The organism is Bibersteinia trehalosi, assembly GCF_004346205.1.
Lineage (GTDB): Bacteria > Pseudomonadota > Gammaproteobacteria > Enterobacterales > Pasteurellaceae > Bibersteinia > Bibersteinia trehalosi.
The window spans coordinates 40,096-60,147 of sequence record NZ_SMAM01000006.1 but is presented as its reverse complement, the minus strand read 5'-3'; the positions used below and the strand labels follow the sequence as shown (position 1 = coordinate 60,147).

The 20,052-nt window shown below is 38.2% G+C and carries 17 protein-coding genes; 9 read left to right on the top strand and 8 right to left on the bottom strand.

Translation table 11 applies throughout. The features are described 5' to 3' along the window. Positions 1 to 36: 36 nt before the first annotated feature. Genes EDC51_RS07290 through EDC51_RS07265 form a run of 6 tightly spaced genes read right to left on the bottom strand, consistent with a single transcriptional unit; the run spans position 37 to position 7,956 of the window. Complete coding sequence (locus EDC51_RS07290) at positions 37 to 660, bottom strand: hypothetical protein (RefSeq protein ID WP_131928563.1); 624 nt, start codon at positions 658 to 660, stop codon at positions 37 to 39. 55 nt (positions 661 to 715) lie between these two features. Next, positions 716 to 1,756 carry an XcbB/CpsF family capsular polysaccharide biosynthesis protein gene (locus EDC51_RS07285; RefSeq protein WP_131928562.1) on the bottom strand — a complete coding sequence of 347 codons (1,041 nt, stop codon included), beginning with the start codon at positions 1,754 to 1,756 and terminating at the stop codon, positions 716 to 718. Between the two features lie 12 nt (positions 1,757 to 1,768). Then, positions 1,769 to 5,182 carry a CDP-glycerol glycerophosphotransferase family protein gene (locus EDC51_RS07280; RefSeq protein WP_131928561.1) on the bottom strand — a complete coding sequence of 1,138 codons (3,414 nt, stop codon included), beginning with the start codon at positions 5,180 to 5,182 and terminating at the stop codon, positions 1,769 to 1,771. Between the two features lie 9 nt (positions 5,183 to 5,191). Further along, on the bottom strand, positions 5,192 to 6,322 hold the full coding sequence (locus EDC51_RS07275) for a LicD family protein (RefSeq protein ID WP_131928560.1): 1,131 nt from the start codon (positions 6,320 to 6,322) through the stop codon (positions 5,192 to 5,194). Between the two features lie 11 nt (positions 6,323 to 6,333). Further along, positions 6,334 to 6,762: a glycerol-3-phosphate cytidylyltransferase gene (gene tagD, locus EDC51_RS07270; protein WP_015431841.1), complete on the bottom strand. Its 429-nt coding sequence runs from the start codon at positions 6,760 to 6,762 to the stop codon at positions 6,334 to 6,336. Between the two features lie 15 nt (positions 6,763 to 6,777). Continuing rightward, positions 6,778 to 7,956 (bottom strand): CDP-glycerol glycerophosphotransferase family protein, encoded by a 1,179-nt coding sequence (locus tag EDC51_RS07265; protein WP_170169279.1) that lies wholly within the window; start codon positions 7,954 to 7,956, stop codon positions 6,778 to 6,780. Between the two features lie 177 nt (positions 7,957 to 8,133). Between EDC51_RS07265 and EDC51_RS07260 the strand changes: the two genes are divergently transcribed. Genes EDC51_RS07260 through EDC51_RS07245 form a run of 4 tightly spaced genes read left to right on the top strand, consistent with a single transcriptional unit; the run spans position 8,134 to position 11,911 of the window. After that, positions 8,134 to 9,315 carry a polysaccharide biosynthesis/export family protein gene (locus EDC51_RS07260; protein WP_025329008.1) on the top strand — a complete coding sequence of 394 codons (1,182 nt, stop codon included), beginning with the start codon at positions 8,134 to 8,136 and terminating at the stop codon, positions 9,313 to 9,315. A 9-nt stretch (positions 9,316 to 9,324) separates the two neighbouring features. Continuing rightward, entirely contained in the window at positions 9,325 to 10,467 is a 1,143-nt protein-coding gene (locus EDC51_RS07255; protein ID WP_025267344.1) for a capsule biosynthesis protein, read from the top strand. Further along, positions 10,467 to 11,264, top strand: coding sequence for an ABC transporter permease (locus tag EDC51_RS07250; protein ID WP_015431837.1), 798 nt, complete (start codon positions 10,467 to 10,469; stop codon positions 11,262 to 11,264). The genes EDC51_RS07255 and EDC51_RS07250 overlap by 1 nt, the downstream gene beginning before the upstream one ends. After that, positions 11,261 to 11,911 (top strand): ABC transporter ATP-binding protein, encoded by a 651-nt coding sequence (locus EDC51_RS07245; protein ID WP_131928559.1) that lies wholly within the window; start codon positions 11,261 to 11,263, stop codon positions 11,909 to 11,911. The genes EDC51_RS07250 and EDC51_RS07245 overlap by 4 nt, the downstream gene beginning before the upstream one ends. Before the next feature lie 51 nt (positions 11,912 to 11,962). Here EDC51_RS07245 and cysK read toward each other — a convergent pair whose 3' ends face one another. After that, positions 11,963 to 12,913 carry a cysteine synthase A gene (cysK, locus tag EDC51_RS07240; RefSeq protein WP_025288932.1) on the bottom strand — a complete coding sequence of 317 codons (951 nt, stop codon included), beginning with the start codon at positions 12,911 to 12,913 and terminating at the stop codon, positions 11,963 to 11,965. Between the two features lie 170 nt (positions 12,914 to 13,083). Between cysK and EDC51_RS07235 the strand changes: the two genes are divergently transcribed. The 5 genes from EDC51_RS07235 to EDC51_RS07215 all read left to right on the top strand — a co-directional run bounded on the left by EDC51_RS07235 (position 13,084) and on the right by EDC51_RS07215 (position 16,767). Then, positions 13,084 to 14,028 carry a bile acid:sodium symporter family protein gene (locus tag EDC51_RS07235; RefSeq protein ID WP_131928558.1) on the top strand — a complete coding sequence of 315 codons (945 nt, stop codon included), beginning with the start codon at positions 13,084 to 13,086 and terminating at the stop codon, positions 14,026 to 14,028. A 103-nt stretch (positions 14,029 to 14,131) separates the two neighbouring features. Beyond that, on the top strand, positions 14,132 to 14,863 hold the full coding sequence (locus tag EDC51_RS07230; protein ID WP_131928557.1) for a ribonuclease T2 family protein: 732 nt from the start codon (positions 14,132 to 14,134) through the stop codon (positions 14,861 to 14,863). Beyond that, on the top strand, positions 14,863 to 15,348 hold the full coding sequence (locus EDC51_RS07225) for a SprT family zinc-dependent metalloprotease (protein WP_131928556.1): 486 nt from the start codon (positions 14,863 to 14,865) through the stop codon (positions 15,346 to 15,348). Before EDC51_RS07230 ends, EDC51_RS07225 begins: the two co-directional genes overlap by 1 nt. A 105-nt stretch (positions 15,349 to 15,453) precedes the next feature. Further along, on the top strand, positions 15,454 to 16,506 hold the full coding sequence (locus EDC51_RS07220) for a YeeE/YedE family protein (protein WP_131928555.1): 1,053 nt from the start codon (positions 15,454 to 15,456) through the stop codon (positions 16,504 to 16,506). A gap of 36 nt (positions 16,507 to 16,542) precedes the next feature. After that, positions 16,543 to 16,767 (top strand): sulfurtransferase TusA family protein, encoded by a 225-nt coding sequence (locus EDC51_RS07215; protein ID WP_015431830.1) that lies wholly within the window; start codon positions 16,543 to 16,545, stop codon positions 16,765 to 16,767. Positions 16,768 to 16,885: 118 nt separating this feature from the next. On the opposite strand, the gene rapA is transcribed toward EDC51_RS07215, so the two are convergent. Further along, positions 16,886 to 19,789 (bottom strand): RNA polymerase-associated protein RapA, encoded by a 2,904-nt coding sequence (gene rapA / locus EDC51_RS07210; RefSeq protein WP_131928554.1) that lies wholly within the window; start codon positions 19,787 to 19,789, stop codon positions 16,886 to 16,888. Between the last annotated feature and the right edge of the window lie 263 nt (positions 19,790 to 20,052).

The following is a 20,052-nucleotide window of genomic DNA, read 5'->3' as shown; positions in this document are numbered from 1 at the left end:
CAAAGACTAGCGCTATCGGCAGAAAACTGCTTGTTCTTAGTAAATTTGAATACCGGTATTATCTGTAAATACAAGCGTTTGTGCACCTGTTACCACACCAAGCTGAGCATTTTGATCCAACATTAGAGGACGCGCGATTTCAGGCACATTTTCAAATGGAATAGCCATATCAATTACAGTCTTATCCTGCGCTTTCAATGGATTATTAAAGGTTAATGGCACTTCTTGTGCATAAATAATCTGATTATTATGCGTAAATGCACCAATAAATTTCACTCCTTGAACATCTTTTTGCCCTTTGTTGCTAAGCTCATACTTTAAGTAAAGATGTGGCTTGCCCTCTGTATTATTATCAACTTTATAACCAAGCAAACGAATACCAAAAGATTGATTAAATAATTTTAGTGCCTCATCTTGAGATAATACCGCAGGCGCTGCCGCTGCCGCGGCGGTTGCAACAGCAGCTTTTTTAGCCGTTGTTGCTTTCTTTTGAGCTGTTTTAGCTTGCTGTTTCGACTTAGCCGCCTGCTTTTTAGTTTGCTTAGCTTGTGTCTGCTTAGTTGATTGCTTCTGATTATTTTTAGGTGTATTTGCCTGTGCGTTACCCCAGATAAATGCAGAGACAAGCGAAGCAGTGAGAATTGATTTTAAAAGTTTCATAAGAATCCTCATATTAATTAAGAATATTAAACATAGTATTAAACTTTTATAATAATCAATAAGTCGTAGATAAACTATCTCTTATTTCTAGATCATATAACATATTGTTTAACATAGAGGTAACAAAATTGAGCGTATGTTCCCCCATATCTGTATGCCCTTTTATATTTGGGTTACTAAATATATATGAGCAGAGTCTTATATTTGGAATCAATATTAATTCACTAATATAATTAAATTGTTCAGAGTTAGGCGATGTAACTAATTTTATATGAGTTAAATCTTTATCTTTGTATTCTGTAAATAATTTAGCAAACTTATCCTGCTTTGATTCAGGAAAAACATCTGACACAAAATGTAAATCATTAAACTTTTCTAGATAATGTACATCTGAAATGATAGGATCTACTGCCAAGGTATTTAATCCCATCTTTATACCATGGTAAAGAGCTCCAGTCGCTCCTTTTGAAGTGCCATATAATACGGTGTGCTTATCAGATATAGAATTTTCTAATTGGATTTTATGAATTAAATCCTTAATTTTATTTTCAAATTGCATATCTGAATTGCTATTTAAGTAAAAACTACCTAAAACTCCTCCTATATCAGCAATACGTAAGATATAAGTATTTTTAGGAATATATTTTCCAACTTTCGGAAAGTTTTTAAAAAACATTCTACGATCAATAGATGCGTTAAATGGAAGATCCGCAATAGATGAAAAAATAACAAGTAAACGAGAATTAGATTGTTCCTTCTCAATAGGCTCTTCTAATATATAAAATGTATCATTCCATGTCTTAACTGCTTTGTTATTAAAATTTGGTAGAAAATCATCTGCATTATTGAATTTCTTAAATAGGGATACCCCATTAGAGTGGGCTGTTAAGAAATACCTATTATTAGAGAGCTGTGCTATTAACTTCTTAGCTTCATTATTTGCCCGTCCAACAGCCAAAAAATTAAAATTCAATTTTTCTTTTTCATCTTTGCCAATAGTTGATTTATCAATATAAATTTCATCTACTTCAAAATTTATATTGAGCTCTTCATATTTTGTATTAGATGTAAAATCAATTTTTTGGAAATTTTGCATATACATTTGTCCTTATTCATTAAGCAATGCGTAAAACTTATCCATTGCATCTTTTTGATATGCAATAGGATCAAAATTATCTTGTTTTGAGCCATTTTCAAGATATTCATTCATACCATTGATTAAGCCTTGTTTACTATTTTCAACTAGTAATCCATATTTATTACCTAAGATACTTCTATTGCCGACAATATCTGTAGCAATAATCGGTGTACCTAATATTAAAGATTCTAGTAGTACCATTGGTTGTCCTTCATGATTTGAGGATAACACAAAAATATCAGCTTGCTTTAAATAAGCAAATGGATTTGTCTTTTGTCCTAATAAAAATACGTCTTTTTCAAGTGATAACTCCTTAATTCGTGTAATTAATTCTTGTTTTAGTGCTCCATCACCCAAAATAAATAAACGAGTGTCTTTATGTTTTTTATTTACTTCAGCAAATGCCTCTATAAGTTTTAGCTGATCTTTTTCATGTGACATTCTTCCAATATTTATAAATTTAGTTCCAGCAAAATTAGCAAATTCATCTTCTATTTCAATACCATCCTTAGCGCTAGAGATAACTTGGTTAATATTAATGGAATTATTACAAAAATCAAATTTGTCTTTTGAAAGATTAAATTCTTTAGATAAGTTATTAATATTATTTTCCATTGTTTTCTCTGAGACTGACACAATTTTATCGTAAAATTTATATGCATTAAATACGCCTTCTAGATATGGAAAACGCCCTTTCCATTCTTTATACTTATCATTATGTTGATAAATAATATGTTGATTAGCATTAATCTGAGAAAACAAAAGCACCCAGAATAAAGCATATCCTTCAAAATGGATTGCATTATTAAATTTTGAATCACCTAATAAACGTCTAGATTCTCGTTTGTAGATTCTAATTAATGTCTCTTCAAATTCTTTAGAATAAAATTGATAGGTCTCCTCAAACTTTGTTTTTACCCATAACTCTTCTAAAGTCATAGGTGTTCGACCTACTCGAGATAAGACAGTAACATTATCTGGCAAGTTATTAAATTCATTTATCCTTTTGTGATCTTGAGCAATATCTGCCCCATTTATCAACAGAGTAATGTTATTCTTATGATTATTTAAAGATGACATTAAGTTCAAAAATGAACGAGATATGCCATTTGGAATAAATGGTCCTTCAAAAAATACATCAGATGCTCTACGTTTATATTGATAAATACTTGATCTGTCATTATCAAATATAAAATCTATAGTTCTCTGTGTAGCTCGACCATCATCAAGATAAGAATATTTTTCTATATCTCTTTCAAGCACATTTGATTTATTTGTATTCAGATTCTCTAAAATAGCCTGCCTTACCTCACTAATAGTTGAACATACAGCTCCAACCATTTCATCTTTTTCAAAATATAAGCCTCGCTCTTCTTTATATTCATCAAAATCATAAACATAGCTGATAGCAGGTTTATTAAGCGCAAGAAAATCATAAATAATACTAGAGTAGTCTGTAATTAATAGATCGCAGTAACCCAATAATTCATTACTATCTATTTCTTTAGGTGCTACAACCACATCTAGTTTGATCTCTGATAATAAAGATTCAACTAAATGGTGTCCTCGGAATACTAAATTGTATTTGTCCGATTTTAGTCTTTTTAAGTCATTTTGTAATTTTTGAGTATCAAAATCTTTAGATTGTGATGTACCACGCCATGTTGGTGCATAAAAAACAACTGGCTTATTATTCTTAAATCCGAGTTTTTTTCTAATCTCATTTCTTCGCTCTTCAGATAAAAAGCTAAGGTCAATTCTTGGATAGCCCGTTTCTGCTATTTCGCCGCTAAATAAATCTTTAATATCATATTTCTCTAGCATAATATCTGTAGTATGTCTATTCGGCGATATCAAATGTGTTGCTTGTAAAAAATTACGGCTGACATTTGAATGATCTTGAAATGGGCTCTTAATATCTTTACCCAGTGTTTTCATCGGTGTGCCATGCCAAGTATTTAGATATATTTGTTCTGCTTTACGAATGAAGTAGTACGGAAAACTCACATTATTAATTAGGTATTTAGCCGTACATAAATAGCGTAAATATGCATCGCTTCCACGGTTAATAAAAATAATATTTTGTTTAAATTTAAGACTATCAGGAATAACAGTTTCTGGTTTAACAACAACAATATAGGTGAAATCATAGTTGTGATCTAGCATATACAATAAAATTGCATATGGATTACAACTGATATTACCGCCAAAGAAACTTTCAATTAATACTTGTTTTTCATTAACAGCTAAGGTCTCATAATATTCTGTATAATAGGTTAGGTATTCCTCTTCTTTATTTTTAATTACATCTTTAGGTGCCACGGCATGTGCGATCTTACGTCTTCGCGACTGTTGGTAATATTTGGCAGCTTGTTCAAAATTCCCCATCATTTCCATAGAATAAGCTAAACGGTACAACCAATAATCATTGTAATTATTTGAACGTGCTACAGCATTTTGATAAAACTCCACTGCTTTTGCATAATTCTTCGCCCGCTCATATGCTTGCCCACATTTAAAACACCAAGGGGCTGTAATTATTTCAGATAGTTTAACTGCTTGTTCAAATGCTTTACCCGCGTCTTCCCAAAGGTAGAGACGCTCATTAGCAACACCAATACGATAATATAGCTCAGGATTATTGGATTGTGTTTTAGCTAAAAATTGTTTATAAGCATTTAAAGCTTTATCCCATAAACCTCTTTTAGCATGTAAAGCTCCTATTCCAAAAAGGGCTACATCATCATTACTCTTTGCAAATGAACTTACTAACTCATAATAAGTATTTGCATTTTCTAAATCTCCTAGACATTCATATGAATAGCCAATTCTATATTTGTAATTGCTATTGAAGGGAGAAAGTGAGGCGGCTTTCTCAAAATATTTAATTGCTTCAGGATAGTCGCTTAATTTTTCAGAGACCTTACCAAGGTTATCAAATGCTTTCTCCGAATTTGGCTTGAGTATCAGATATTTTTCAAATTGTAATTTAGCCATCCAGTACTGTTTATTTTCAAGTAGAGAGATAGCATACTCCCATATTACTTCTGGGCTATTTGGATCCTTAATTGCAGCTTTTTTAGCCTCGGCAACTTTTACCTTTTCACTATTTTGTTTATAGCGTTCACTTGTTGCTAGCTGAACCTGCCATGATTTTTTAGAAGGATCAATATTAATCGCCTTTTGTATATAATAATTTGCTTCATCCCATTTCTTACTTTTATACAATGCCATACCATATCTAAAATTTAAATATGCATTGTCACCCTGCTTATCTAACAATAATGCAAAAATTCGCTCAGCTTCATTATAGTTCTTATGTTTATATGCATAAAGACCTTTTAGCAGCATGGGAATTAAGCTTAATTTAACTTTATATTTCATATTAAATTCCTAGAGTCTATTTTTTATTTTATAAATTGCCATTTCAGTTTGATTATAAATTTCCATATTTGGTGTATCAAACGCACTATCAAAGTCTACTTTAGGTGTTTTCCAATCACCATAATTTTCGGTTAAATAACGATCATAATCTTTAGGAATTAGATAATTATTCCCCAAAAATTCTTTCTCAGCCAATTCAAATGCTGAATTATGCCACTTAATTTTAACGCCTGCATGCCAATAATCATTTTCTTCACGATAATGAATAAAAACATCAATCACTATACCATTTAGATGACGTAGCATAACGAAGTGTTTTGTTCGTGTTGGGACGATATAAAAATAACCCGATTGCCCCAGCAATGTAGCAAGTTGCTCGTAATCGTAATCATCCCATACACCTACATCAATATCTTTATCGTGTCCTAATAGTTTACCTTCCCTTATACAACCTAGCAGTGTTCCACTAATTAGAAAAAAAGGGATACTTTGTTGTGCCATCACAAACTTTAAATCATTCAATGCTTGAGCAGCAAGTTTATCACTATAAGTACTCACTTTAGATTTTTTAGCTTTGTGGCTACTTTGGCACAGCGCTAGAGCAATATCATCTAGACCTGCCCTTAGTGCAGCATTCACTCTTTGATGCTGTTGTGTATCCTGCTGTAAAAATGTTGTCCTCTTTTGCACACATTCTAAGTGCTGGCAAAATTGCTGATATTCTTCAGGGCTATCAACAAGGTTAGCCAAATATACCCACACTTTTTTTCTTGGCAAAGTTAAAGCGCATTCTTCAAGAATTTTACGTGCTTGTGCTTTACGATTCTGCTTTTGTAAAATTTCGGAATAGAGAAAAATAATTTCTGGGATTTTGGTAAAATTTTCGATATTTTTGACCGCTTGTTCTGCTTGTGCATATTCACCACATAAAAAATAGCTTAACGCTAAGAAATAGTGGCTAATCAACAAATTCTTTGCACATGGCTTTTGCGCTAATTTTCTTATTTGATGGTGGTTAGCATTATTCAGCGCTTTTAGCATTTGCAATCCATACCAGTAGGAAAAGGGAGATAGGCTTAAGCCACTCTCCCGCAATAAGCGCTTAAATAATGCTAAATTTATAGGGGAAATCCCAAACATAAAATACCTAATTATTCCGTTTCGTGAATTTGTTTTTGCCCAGCTGCGAGATCTTTCTCTGCTAACATTTTTTTCACTTGAGTAGTCGAAATATCAGGTGTTCTTGGTAGATAAACTACTTCACAATATTCTTGTAGAAAATCAAATTTTCCAGCCCAATCATCTCCCATAACAAAAATATCAATCTCATGATTTTTTACATCTTCTATTTTTTGTTCCCAATTTGTTTCGGGAATCACTGCATCTACATAACGAATAGCTTCTAAAATATGCTTGCGCTCTTCATATGAATAGGCACATGTTTTACCTTTTCCCAGATTAAATTGATCGGTCGAGATAGCAACTGTGAGGTGATCGCCTAAGGCTCGAGCTCTTTCAAGTAAACGAATGTGCCCGTGATGTAATAAATCGAAAGTGCCGTAAGTGAGTACTTTTTTCATAAGGTTCTCCAAGTATTACTTTGCTAAAAGTAGTTTTTTTGAAAGTTGTTTCATTTTGCTAAAAGATTTTCGCTTTTCCGCGCCCTTCCTTTTTTCTGCGTAGAGCTCACACAATGTTTGACGAATATATTGCTGTTGTTGTGAAGGTACATAGTCACCGTTTGCAAGTCTGTTCAGACAATATACTGCTTGTTTAGTTGCATATTCTGTTTCGGTAAAGAGGTTCGCGTATAATTCCTGAGCAAGTTGGTACTTTTGGGGAGCTGCCGTTATTTCATCAAGTACGCTTCCTAATTCTTCAGGTGAATGAATTTCTGTGCCCAGTTGTGAGCGAAGAAAAATCTCTAGACTGAAGGCATCGAGTTTTTGCGATTTAACTGAATTAGGGATATTCAACAATACAACAGGTTTACGGCAAAATAATGCATCAAAAATTGCACCACTAAAATCGGAAATCACAATATCAGCAATGGAGATTAGCGAGATAATATCTTCATTCTCGTAGAAAAAGTGTACCCCAAAAAAGAGGTCTTGCAGGTTGTGTGAAGTATTACTTAGCAAGGTTGTATTATGATGAATCTTCACAATAACATTGTAACGTTCGCTTAGTGCATACAGTTGATCGATATAGAAGTGAAAACTTGAGAGCTCCCCCCAACTTGGTGCATATAGTATCGTTTTTTTACTATTATCTAAGATAGAGGCGTATTTATAGTAACTTTGCAGATGGAAATGCACATCAAACCATTGATCATATCGCGGGCAACCGATTGATTCTGTTGGTGAAAAATAGCTGATAGCCTCATAGGCATGCTGACCATAAACAAGATTTAAATCAGCAAATGCTCGCCAAGTGCCATAATTATGTGGTGCTTTAGCATACCCATATTGTAGCATAGCAATTTTCGTTTCTTTGAATAAATCAATTTGCTCAAAGACAGTTTGTATCACTAATACATCAAATTTGCCATCAAGTTTTTTTTGAATGTCTTTTTGTGCAATATATGCAACATTGTTTGGAATTTCAGCGAGTATATTTTGTGCGATTGGAATGCTACGTTTACGTTGTTCGACCACTAATAAGGCGGTTGGTAGCTGTAGAAGTAGGGATCTAAAGTGCAACAATTGGAACGTATTCCAAATCAGAAACGCAATGCGCTTTGATGAATCAAGCTGATTCTCCGCTATTCCCATTGATTCCTCTGTGTTGCAAGCCATAAAACGGCAAGGATTCTACCACAAAATAATAAGGGTTTAAAAGTTTGATGAGTAAAGCAAATAATTTACATTATTTTACATACTATCACTGCTTTTGGCGCCTTAACTAAGCTGTGGTAAAATCGTGGCAATTTTCATCCGATAAGGTTATTTATGCGTAAATTTATCCATGTCAAAGGTCTTTCTCTTGCAGTTTTTTCTGCATTATTGACCGCTTGTTCCTCCTTGCCTACCTCGGGGCCTAGCCATAGCCGAGTGTTAGAAGTCAATAGCAATACACAACAAACACCTGAAGTAAACGTTGTTGATTTAGATCATGCTACGGTAAATGGTATGTATCGTTTACAAGAAAGTCAGCAATTCTCTGGGTTTGCAGGCACTAGTGGAAACGCGGGCTATGCTGGTATGGTAAATGTGGGCGATGTGCTAGAAATTTCCATTTGGGAAGCCCCCCCTGCGGTATTATTTGGAGGCACTTTTGATAGTGAAGGGCAAGGTAGTGGGCATCTAACCCGCTTGCCAGAGCAGATGGTCAATAGTAAAGGCACGGTAACCGTCCCCTTTGTTGGCGCGATTTCTGTGGTAGGTAAAACACCAGAAGCCATTCAAGCACAAATCGTTAATCGCCTAAAACGTAAGGCAAATCAGCCTCAAGTAGTCGTGCGCATTGTCAATAACAATTCTGCCGATGTTACTGTTATTCGCCAAGGAAATAGTATCCGTATGCCATTAACGGCGAATAATGAACGCGTATTAGATGCTATTGCTGCAGTAGGTGGTTCTGGCGCAGATATCCAAGATGTCACCATTCAGCTTACCCGGGGTAATCAAGTAAAAACACTGCCATTTGAAACTTTAATCGCAGAGCCGTATCAAAATATCGCTTTGCGCGCAGGCGATGTAGTCACTATGCTGACAACCCCTTATAGTTTTACCGGTTTAGGTGCTGTAGGTAATAATCAGCAAGTGAAATTTTCGACCAAAGGGCTAACGCTGGCTGAAGCCATTGGTAAAATGGGAGGATTAATTGATACCCGCTCAGATCCTCGTGGTATTTTCGTATTCCGCTATGTGCCATTTGGCCAACTCGATATGGCAAAACAGATTGAGTGGGAAAAACATGGTTATGGCGCAGGTATGGATGTGCCAACCGTGTATCGGGTGAACTTGCTTGAGCCGAAATCAATGTTTTTAATGCAGCGTTTTCCAATGCAAGATAAAGATATTGTCTATGTGTCAAATGCGCCACTGGCTGAATTCCAAAAATTCTTGAGAATGATCTTCTCAATCACCTCGCCAGTTACCAGTACGGTAAATAGTGTGCATAATTTGTAGGAGTAAAGAATGGAAAACAATGTAACGGCAGAAGCCCAAATACAACCGAAAAAAAAGAAAAAATTATCCAAGCTATTTAGCCCATTGTTATGGCTAACTGTTATTTTACCAACGCTCTTTTCTGCAATCTATTTTGGTGGCTATGCTTCCGATATTTATATTTCAGAATCAAGCTTTGTTGTGCGCTCTCCGCGTAATCAAACAGCGTTAAGTGGTGTTGGTGCATTATTGCAAGGTAGCGGTTTTGCCCGTTCGCAAGATGATACTTACACCGTGCAAGAATATATGCGTTCACGTACCGCACTAGAGCAGTTGCAACAAACTTTGCCTGTACGTGAATTCTATTCTGAAAAAGGCGATATTTTAAGCCGCTTTAACGGTTTTGGCTGGAATAACTCACAAGAGGCATTCTATAAATATTTTAAAGATCGTTTGAATGTGGATTTTGATTCTGTTGCAGGCATTGCCACTTTACGTATCCGCGCTTTTGATCCAGAAGAGGGATTTGCAATTAACGAACGCTTAATTAAACAAGGCGAAGAGTTGATTAATCGCTTAAATGAACGGGCAAGAATGGATACGGTTGAATTTGCAGAGCAAGCGGTTGAAATTGCAGAACAAAAGGTAAAAGAAACAGCAGATGCTTTAACTTATTATCGTGTAAAAAATAAGTTTGTTGATTTACCCGCGCAATCTAATGCGCAGCTTGCGTTAGTTTCTAATTTGAGCAGTGAACTGATTCGGGTTGAAACCCAGTTGGCACAATTAGAATCTATTACCCCAGATAACCCGCAAGTTGGTGCGCTAAAACAGCGTCAAAAAAGCCTAAAAGCCCAGCTTGAACAACAGTCTAAATCTTTAGCTGGCAGTGGTAACTCCATTGCAACACAAGCAGCTGATTACCAGCGCTTAGTACTAGATAATGAACTTGCACAGCAACAATTAACCACAGCAATGGTATCGTTGCAAAACACACGCAATGAAGCGGATCGCCAACAACTTTATTTGGAAGTGATTAATCAACCTAGCAAACCAGACTGGGCGGTTGAGCCTTATCGTTTATATAACATTTTAGCCACCTTTATTATCGGTTTAATGTTGTATGGGGTATTTGGCTTATTAATCGCAAGTATTAGAGAGCATAAAAACTGATGCAATACGGAGATCAAACCACTTTTCGCCAATCACTCGCTATCCAAGGGCGCGTGATTGGTGCCTTATTAATGCGGGAAGTGATTACACGTTATGGCCGCAGAAACTTAGGCTTTCTATGGCTGTTTATTGAGCCATTGCTAATGACGCTACTCATTACGTTAATGTGGAACTTTATCCGAGCAGACAAGTTTTCTACTTTAAATATTATTGCGTTTATGATTACAGGTTATCCCATCGCAATGATGTGGCGGAATACGTCTAACCGTACGATCGGAGCAATTTCAGGGAATTTAAGCTTGCTTTATCATCGTAATGTGCGAGTACTGGATACAATTATTACACGCGTGTTACTTGAAGTCGCTGGAGCAAGTATTGCACAAATTTTAATTATGGCATTATTTATACTCATTGGTTGGATAGATATGCCACAAGATGCGCTATATATGATTTTTGCTTGGCTGTTGATGGCATTCTTTGCGCTAGGTTTAGGATTAATTATCTGTAGTATCGCACAAAAATTCGAAATGTTTGGCAAACTATGGGGAACATTAAGCTTCTTGATGCTGCCGTTATCTGGCGCATTTTTCTTTGTGCACACGTTGCCACAACAAGCTCGAGAATATGCACAGTGGATACCTATGATTAATGGCACGGAGATGTTCCGCCATGGTTATTTTGGCGATACGATTCCCACCTATGAAAATATTAGTTTCTTGCTTATTTGCGATCTTGCCATGATTTGGTTTGGGTTAATGATGGTAAGAAATTTCAGTAAAGGAATTGAACCACGATGATTAGTGTAAAGAATGTGAGCAAACGTTACCTCACTCGTACCGGATGGCGAACTGTGCTAAGTAATGTAAATTTTGATCTCAAAAAAGGCGAGAAAGTCGGGATTTTAGGACGCAACGGTGCAGGGAAATCAACGCTTATTCGGCTAATGAGTGGTGTAGAACCGCCAACAACAGGCACAATCGAACGCAAAATGAGTATTTCTTGGCCGCTTGCATTCAGTGGTGCGTTTCAAGGTAGCTTAACAGGGATGGATAATCTACGTTTTATCAGCCGAATTTATGATGTAGATTTTGATTACATGAAAGCCTTTACCGAGGAATTCTCAGAACTAGGCGACTATTTATATGAGCCAGTAAAAAAATATTCTTCAGGTATGAAAGCTCGCCTTGCCTTTGCTTTATCTCTTTCGGTGGAATTTGATTGTTACTTAATTGATGAAGTCATTGCCGTAGGAGATTCCCGCTTTGCAGCAAAATGTAAACATGAGCTATTTGAAAAACGCAAAGACCGCTCAATTATTTTAGTTTCACATAGCCCTGCTGCAATTAAAGAATATTGTGATAATGCAATGGTGCTGAATAAAGGCGTAATGCATCAGTTTGAAAATATTGACGAAGCCTATAAGTTTTACAACGCCAATCAATAATAAAAAGGCTGAACAAGAAACGTTCAGCCTTTTGCATCACTTAAGGGTTTATCAAGCTTCAAAACCTTCAAAGAGCAATGTACTTAAATAACGCTCTGAAGCAGAAGGTAAAATTACCACGATGGTTTTATCAGCAAATTCAGGTAACTTCGCGATGCGATCTGCCGCTGCAACAGCTGCACCTGATGAAATACCAACCAGAATTCCTTCTTCTGCCATCACTCGGCGCGCGGTTGCGATTGCCGTTTCACTATCGATTTGTTCAACTCGGTCGATTAAAGATAAATCTAAATTTTTTGGAATAAAGCCTGCTCCAATACCTTGAATTTTATGTGGCCCTGGTTTCACTTCTTCGCCGTTACGCGTTTGAGTAATGACAGGAGACTCAGCAGGTTCAACCGCAACGCTAACTACCGCTTTACCTTGGGTGTGTTTTAAATAGCGGCTCACCCCAGTAATCGTCCCACCAGTACCAACACCTGCTACAAACACATCAACCCCGCCTTCTGTTGCTTGCCAGATCTCTGGTCCTGTTGTTTGTTCATGGATTGCTGGGTTAGCTGGATTTTCAAACTGTTTCAACATCACATAACGATTTGGATCACTAGCTAGAATCTCTTCGGCTTTCGCAATGGCTCCTTTCATTCCTTTTGCGCCTTCGGTTAATACCAAGGTTGCCCCTAAACCACGCAGTAAACGACGGCGTTCAATACTCATCGTTTCTGGCATAGTCAATGTTAATTTATAACCTCGCGCCGCTGCCACATACGCCAATGCAATGCCAGTATTACCACTAGTAGCATCAATAATCTCTTTACCTTCAGTTAGAATGCCATCCTTTTCTGCTTGCCATACCATATTGGCACCAATACGGCATTTCACGCTAAAGCTTGGATTACGAGCTTCAATTTTTGCCAAAATATTGCCATTATGACCAAAATTTTTTAAGCGCACTAATGGGGTATTACCGATAGTTTGTGAGTTGTCTTCATAAATTTTCATAATCCGTACCTTATATTTAGAAATGGAAGTTTTGGTAGCGTACTGATTTTTTGAGAAATGTTAAGGACAAAGAATCTATTTAATATAACCAAAAAGAATAAAAACAGCGGTGGTTTATTTTTAGAAAAGTTTCGATTATTCTGTACTCTTTTATCTGCTCGGAGAATGCTATGCACGCTTTATTGAAATTTACCCAGTTTGTCAGCAAAACTTTTGCAATTTGGGTAATCTTGTTTGCCTTTATTGCCGCTCAATTTCCTGAAACTTTTCAGATTTTTGTTGGCTGGATCCCCTATTTACTCGGCATTGTTATGCTAGGTATGGGATTAACACTCACCTTTAACGATTTTAGCGAAGTAACCCGACACCCTAAAGCGGTATTCATCGGCGTTATTGCACAATTTGTGGTGATGCCTTGCGTTGCTTTCTTACTGGCTAAGCTTTTCCAACTCCCCGCCGATCTCGCTATTGGTGTTATTTTAGTGGGATGCTGCCCTGGTGGAACCTCCTCTAATGTGATGACATTTCTTGCTAGAGGCAATACAGCCCTTTCTGTTGCTTGCACAACCATCTCAACCTTATTAGCACCGATTTTAACCCCTGCCGTATTCTACCTCTTTGCCAGTCAATGGTTAGAAATTAACGCAAGCGCAATGTTTATCTCTGTCTTACAAATGGTGCTATTGCCTATTTTTATCGGGGTACTGCTTCGCTCTCTCTTCAAAGGAAAAATCGCGCAGTTTAGCCAGATAATGCCATTAGTTTCAGTTATCGCAATCGTGCTGATTGTCACCGCGGTGGTTTCAGTAAGCAAAGATCGTATTATTGAGTCTGGCTTACTCATTTTTGCAGTAGTTGCACTACATAATGGCTTGGGTTATGTCATCGGCTATGCGGTTGCACGCCTGTTTAAACTTGAAGTGTATAACAGCAAAGCCGTTGCCATTGAAGTTGGCATGCAAAACTCTGGCTTAGGTGCAGCATTAGCAGCAATACATTTTAAAGCAAACCCACTTATTGCCGTACCAAGCGCGGTGTTTAGTTTCTGGCATAATATCTCCGGCCCTATTTTGGCAATGATTTTCAGCCGAATGGATAACAAATCTAAGCCTTAGATAATCCCAACTTTTTCAAGCGGTTGGATTTTGCAAAAAAATTACAAAATCTAACCGCTTGCTGGTATAGTACCGCCATCTTCAGTCGCCAATTTATCTAGCTATGAAAAAGCATAATTCTCAACCACTTAGCAAAAGAAGCAGCTTAAACCAGCTGCTTTTTATCATCATTATTTTAATCTTTGCGATCTTTACTTGGATCAAAAATGAAGAAAAAGCGCAACAATCATCTACCAGCAAAAGCGAAATCCAATTGCCTGCAAGTTTAGGTAACTACGATACTGTAATGGCAAATGACAATTTAGGTCAGAATAAAAAAGCAGGGGTTGATTATTACCAGCTGGCTCTTTCTTGGTCACCAAGTTTTTGTGAACTACAAAAACGTAAAAATGAAGGAGATATACCAAAACACCTGCGCTATCAGTGCGATAATGCAGAAAAATTTGGCTGGGTGATTCACGGCTTATGGCCTCAAGCGGCAAGTGCACGCTCACCGTCCGAGCATCCACGTTTTTGCCAAGGAGATCTTCCCCCGCTCTCAGAAGAGCTTATTAAACAACATATGCCTGAATCTCCGGGCGCTAACCTATTACAAGGTCAGTGGGAAAAACATGGCGCTTGTGCTTTCAATTCTGCCGATAGCTATTTTGCTAAACAAAAAGAATTATTCTTACAGCTTAAATTACCAGAGCAAGCGATGAGCCGTAAAGAGCTCTTTGCATGGTTGAAACAGCACAATCCACAGCTTAAAAATGCCTATATTGGTGCCAGCAAAACGGAACTTTACATCTGCTATGATAAACAGTGGAATGTTATTGATTGTCCGAAAAACTAATGCTCTCTCTCCCTCAACTAAAAATGCAGGTGCAGCGTCGTTTAAAGCAAGATTTAACAAAGGCCTCTGCATTTTTCCAAACCGATTTTCATACCCCAAACATTCTTTATAATATGCGGGGTTTAAAAGCTGGTGTTGCCTATCTTGAACGCAATGAAGTGCGTTTTAATCCCATTCTGCTTCAAGAAAATGGTTTAGATTTCATTAACCAAGTCGTTCCACACGAACTCGCACATATTTTGGTTTATCAGCTTTTTGGACGCGTCCGCCCCCATGGTAAAGAGTGGCAATTTATGATGGAAAATGTACTAGGCGTATCTGCCAACACTTACCACTGCTTTGATACAGTGAATGCCGCAAAGCAGTTTGCTTACCGTTGCCATTGTCAAATTCATCAACTTTCTACCCGCCGTCATCATGCCATTGTGCGTAATGGCAGAATTTATCTGTGTAAAAAATGTAAAGGTCAGCTTCAAGCAGTCTAATTTTTATATTATTTTGCGATATAAATTAATTCTTTTAGTTATTTTTGTTCTATAAAATCTTTGGCTATAGTCTGCCTTGTTCATTTTTTGATTCATGGAGGCTCTATGCTTTGGACAATTTTTGCTGGCGGCAGCGTCGGTATTTTACTTGGCTTTGTATTACAACGAACACGCTTTTGTATGACGGGCGGGTTTCGCGATATGTATCTGAATAAAAATAACAAAATGTTCTACGCATTTCTGCTCGCAATTACCGTACAAAGCTTCGGCGTACTCGGTTTGGTACAAGCGGGCTACATTCCTCTGAGCTACAAAGAGTTCTCATTGGTAGCCGTTATCTTTGGCTCATTTCTATTTGGGATCGGCATTATTCTGGCTAGCGGCTGCGCCACCGGTACTTGGTATCGCGCAGGCGAAGGCTTAATCGGTAGCTGGATTGCACTTGCAATGTATATGCTGTTTTCATCCATTATGAAATATGGCGCACTAAACAATTTCCAAAAAGCCATTGAGCAATATGGCAGAGTGAATGAAAATCTTGCAGAGACACTGGGTATCTCAGTATGGTGGCTAGTTGCTTTATTGTTAATTGGAACAGTTTATGGCATCTATCGCACTTGGCTTAAACGTCCTAAAGTTGCTCTCGCAAGCCTTACTCCTAAATACACAGGTTTACGCCATTGGCTCTTTGAAAAACGCTACCACCCTTTTGCTGCAGCCGTAATTATTGGTGTACTTGCAATTTTAGCTTGGGTAACCAGCACTTCTACAGGCAGAGTTGGCGGGCTAGGTATTACCACCCCTTCGGCCGATATTGTCAATTTCCTTGTTACCGGTAATGAAAAACGTTTGAACTGGGGAGTATTCTTAGTACTTGGTATTTTCATTGGCTCTTACATTGCGGCTAAAGGCAGCCATGAATTTAGATGGCGTTTGCCTGATCTCAAAACGATTTATCACTCTACTATTGGTGGTATTACGATGGGTATTGGAGCTTCATTAGCCGGTGGTTGTACGATCGGCAACGGACTCACGGCTACCGCGGTGATGAGTAGCAAAGGCTGGCTCTCTTTGGCTTTCACTATCTTAGGTGCATGGAGCATGACATATTTCATTTTCATTCGTCCACAACGTCAAGCGGTTGCTTGTGCTGCATAATTTACAAAATTTCATTTGAATCTTTAGGAGAATCCTATGCGTTACAATTTAGAAACAGGCGGAATGGTGTGCCCATTTCCATTGATTGAGGCAAAAAAGAAAATGGCAGAACTTGCCAGTGGCGATGAGTTATTTATTGCTTTTGATTGCACCCAAGGGACAGAAAGTATCCCGCAGTGGGCGGCAGAGCAGGGCTATCCAGTCACTCACTTTGCACAAACAGGTGAAGCATCTTGGGAAATCGTAGTACAGAAAAATTAAGTGTTCACCGCTAAAAACAATGGCGCAAGCATGGAAGCTTGCGCCATCTCTATTTTTGAAGGTTCCAAACCAAATTTGAAGATACAACACTCTAATTGATAGGACTTCAGATGAATTTCTATGCTTGATTACTCACAATCAATCGCAAGCTATCTAATCGCCAATTTGCTTGATTGAGTTGTTCAAGCGATTGCGCTTTAATGCTTTCCAACATTGCAATTTCATCATCGCGAATATTTTTATTCACTGCTTGGAGCGATTGCAAGCGATGTAATTCTGCGGATAACTTGCGATCACATTCCGCTTTTGCCTGCATAATTAAATTTTCTGCAAGTGGCGCTATTTTCTGTTCCCCAAAGGCAATTAATTTCTCAATATCTGAACGAGCCATTTTCACAATTTTATTTGCCATCTGTTTACCCATCGGTTTCAGCTGTTTTTCCAAACCGGTAAACGAGACTTGCGCAGCGAGATTGTTGCCTTTATTATCCAGTAAAACTCGCACTGGCGTTGGTGGCAAGAAGCGAGTGAGCTGCAAACCTTTTGGTGCTTGTGCTTCCACGACATAAATTGCCTCAAGTAATAGTGTTCCAGCAGGTAAATTTTTATTCACCAATAATGAAACAGCGGATTTACCAATATCACCAGCCGTAATTAAATCAATACCGTTGCGAATCATTGGGCTATCCCAAGTTAAAAACAGCACATCTTCACGCATTAAGGCTAATTCCCGTTCAAAAGTGACCGTATTTCCTTCTTCCGAAAGCCCTGGGAAATCTGGTACGAGCATATGCCCTGTTGGGCTAATCACAATGCTTTTTTCACCTAAATCTTCCTGTTCAAGCCCAATTACATCAAACAGTTTTAGTGCAAAACTCACCAATTTTGGATCGCTATCTTGTTCGGCAATCGCATTTGCCGTTTCTTGAGCTAAATCGCCACCATTAGAATTAAGCTCCAATAAACGATCCCGCCCTTGCTCTAGCTCTGCTTTCAGTTGCTCTCGGCGTTTGGCGGTCTGTTTTGCAAATTCAGTGAAATTTTCAACCGCTTGTGGCTCAAGCAGATAGCTATTGAGCTGCTCAGCATATTCTCGGAATAGTGCCGCCCCCATTGGGCAGGTTTCTTCAAAGGCATTCAACCCACTGTGATACCAATCCGCAAGCACATGCTGTGCAGATTGTTCAAAGCATGGTACATAAATTTGAATATCATGTTTTTGTCCAATACGATCTAAACGCCCAATACTCTGCTCTAGTAAATCAGGATTATCAGGCAGATTAAACAGCACTAAATGACGAGCAAACTGGAAATTTCGCCCTTCTGAGCCGATACTGGAGCTGATCAACACCTGTGCGCCTTCTTCTAAGTCAGCAAAGTAAGCCGCAGCCTTGTCTCGTTCGACAATTGTCATTCTTTCGTGGAACACAGCGGAACGGATCGCTTCTTTCTCTCTAAGGGCTTGTTCAAGCTGAATGGCGGTGTCTGCTTGTTTACAGATCACTAAAATTTTCTCATCTCGATGGCTTTTCAGAAAAGTAATTAACCACTCAATGCGTGGATCGAAATCATACCAAGCCGCATTCGGATTCATTCGTTGGAATAGGCGTTCAGGATAGAGCAAATCTTCTAGCTTTTTACCGCTCATCATGCCCATCACTTTGAGAGCATTAGCGTACTGTTTTGGCATCGCTAAATTAATTTGATGATACTCACGATGTGGGAAGCCTTTAACAGCTTGACGCGTGTTACGGAACAACACTCGGCTTGTGCCATGGCGGTCAATAAGTTCACTGATCAGCTCTTGGCGTACCGCCTGTTTTTGCTCAATATCCGCATCGCTATTAATAATGCGTAACATTGGTTCAACATCTTGCTCACTTAATAATTCGCTAATAGCATTCTGCTCTGAGTTGGATAAAGGCGCATCATTGAGTAATGTTGCAACCGCATCAGCAACAGGCTGATATTGTTGCTGTTCTTTGACAAATTCTTGGTAATCAAAGAAACGGTTTGGATCAAGCAATTTCAAACGGGCAAAGTGGCTCTCTTGCCCAAGCTGTTCAGGGGTTGCCGTCAGCAACAATACGGCAGGAATTTTGGCAGCAAGCTGTTCAACAAAACGATAAGCGAGGCTCGGCGCTTGCTCATTCCACTCTAAATGGTGTGCTTCATCAATAATCATTAAATCCCATTCACTTCCCAGCACTTGTTCGGCACGTTTTGGCGATTTTTCCAACCAATCGATAGAAGCAATTACCATACTTTCCGTTTCAAATGGATTTTGGCTCCCTTCTGCCTCTTCTCTGTCAAAATCTGCACAGCGTTCTTCATCAAATAACGAGAAATTGAGATTAAAACGGCGGAGCATTTCCACCAGCCATTGATGCTGTAAGCTTTCAGGCACAAGCACCAGCACTCGCTCTACTCTGCCAGAGAAAAGCTGTTGCTGCAAAATCATGCCAGCTTCAATCGTTTTTCCTAACCCCACCTCATCGGCAAGTAACACACGAGGAGCTACACGCTGTCCCACTTCTTGAGCAATATGCAGCTGGTGTGGAATCAAGCTTGCGCGAATACCGCGTAATCCGCGCAATGGTGATTGAAACTGTGCTTGCTGGTGCTGCAATGCGCGATAACGCAAAGCAAATCGATCGCTACGATCAATTTGAGCAGAGAATAAACGATCCTGTGGTTTACTAAAACTCACTTTGTGATCCAGTAATGTTTCCGGCAGCACCGCTTCTTCATCACTATCCAAGCGCTTACCTAAATAAATAAGCACGCCTTGATTTTCTACTACATCACTGATGCTAAGTTGCCAACCCTCCGCGCTACTCACCGTATCACCTTGCTGAAACTGCACGCGAGTTAATGGCGCCACAGCCACCGCATACACGCGTTGTTCATCTGCGGCTGGGAAATCTATCGTTACAGTACGCACATCCACCGCCCGTACAATACCTAGCCCTAAATTATTTTCACTTTCGCTGATCCAGCGTTGTCCAACTACAAAATTCATTTTTTATCTCAATCAAAAATAATCGTATTTCCAAAATAACAGCGTGCAAAGAAAATAGGCTTTAGTTCATCCTCTCTATAGATTTCGATAAACTAAAACCATTCTATAAATTTTCCATTTCTGGGGCGCACTAAAAAGCCGTGCATTTTACTTTAAAATTATTGTGCAAGCGGTTTAATTTTACAAAAAATTTGCAAAATTGCTGAACACTCAAACCAAAACAGCTCAAAATACACTCAAACATAATAATGGCGCTCGTCTTC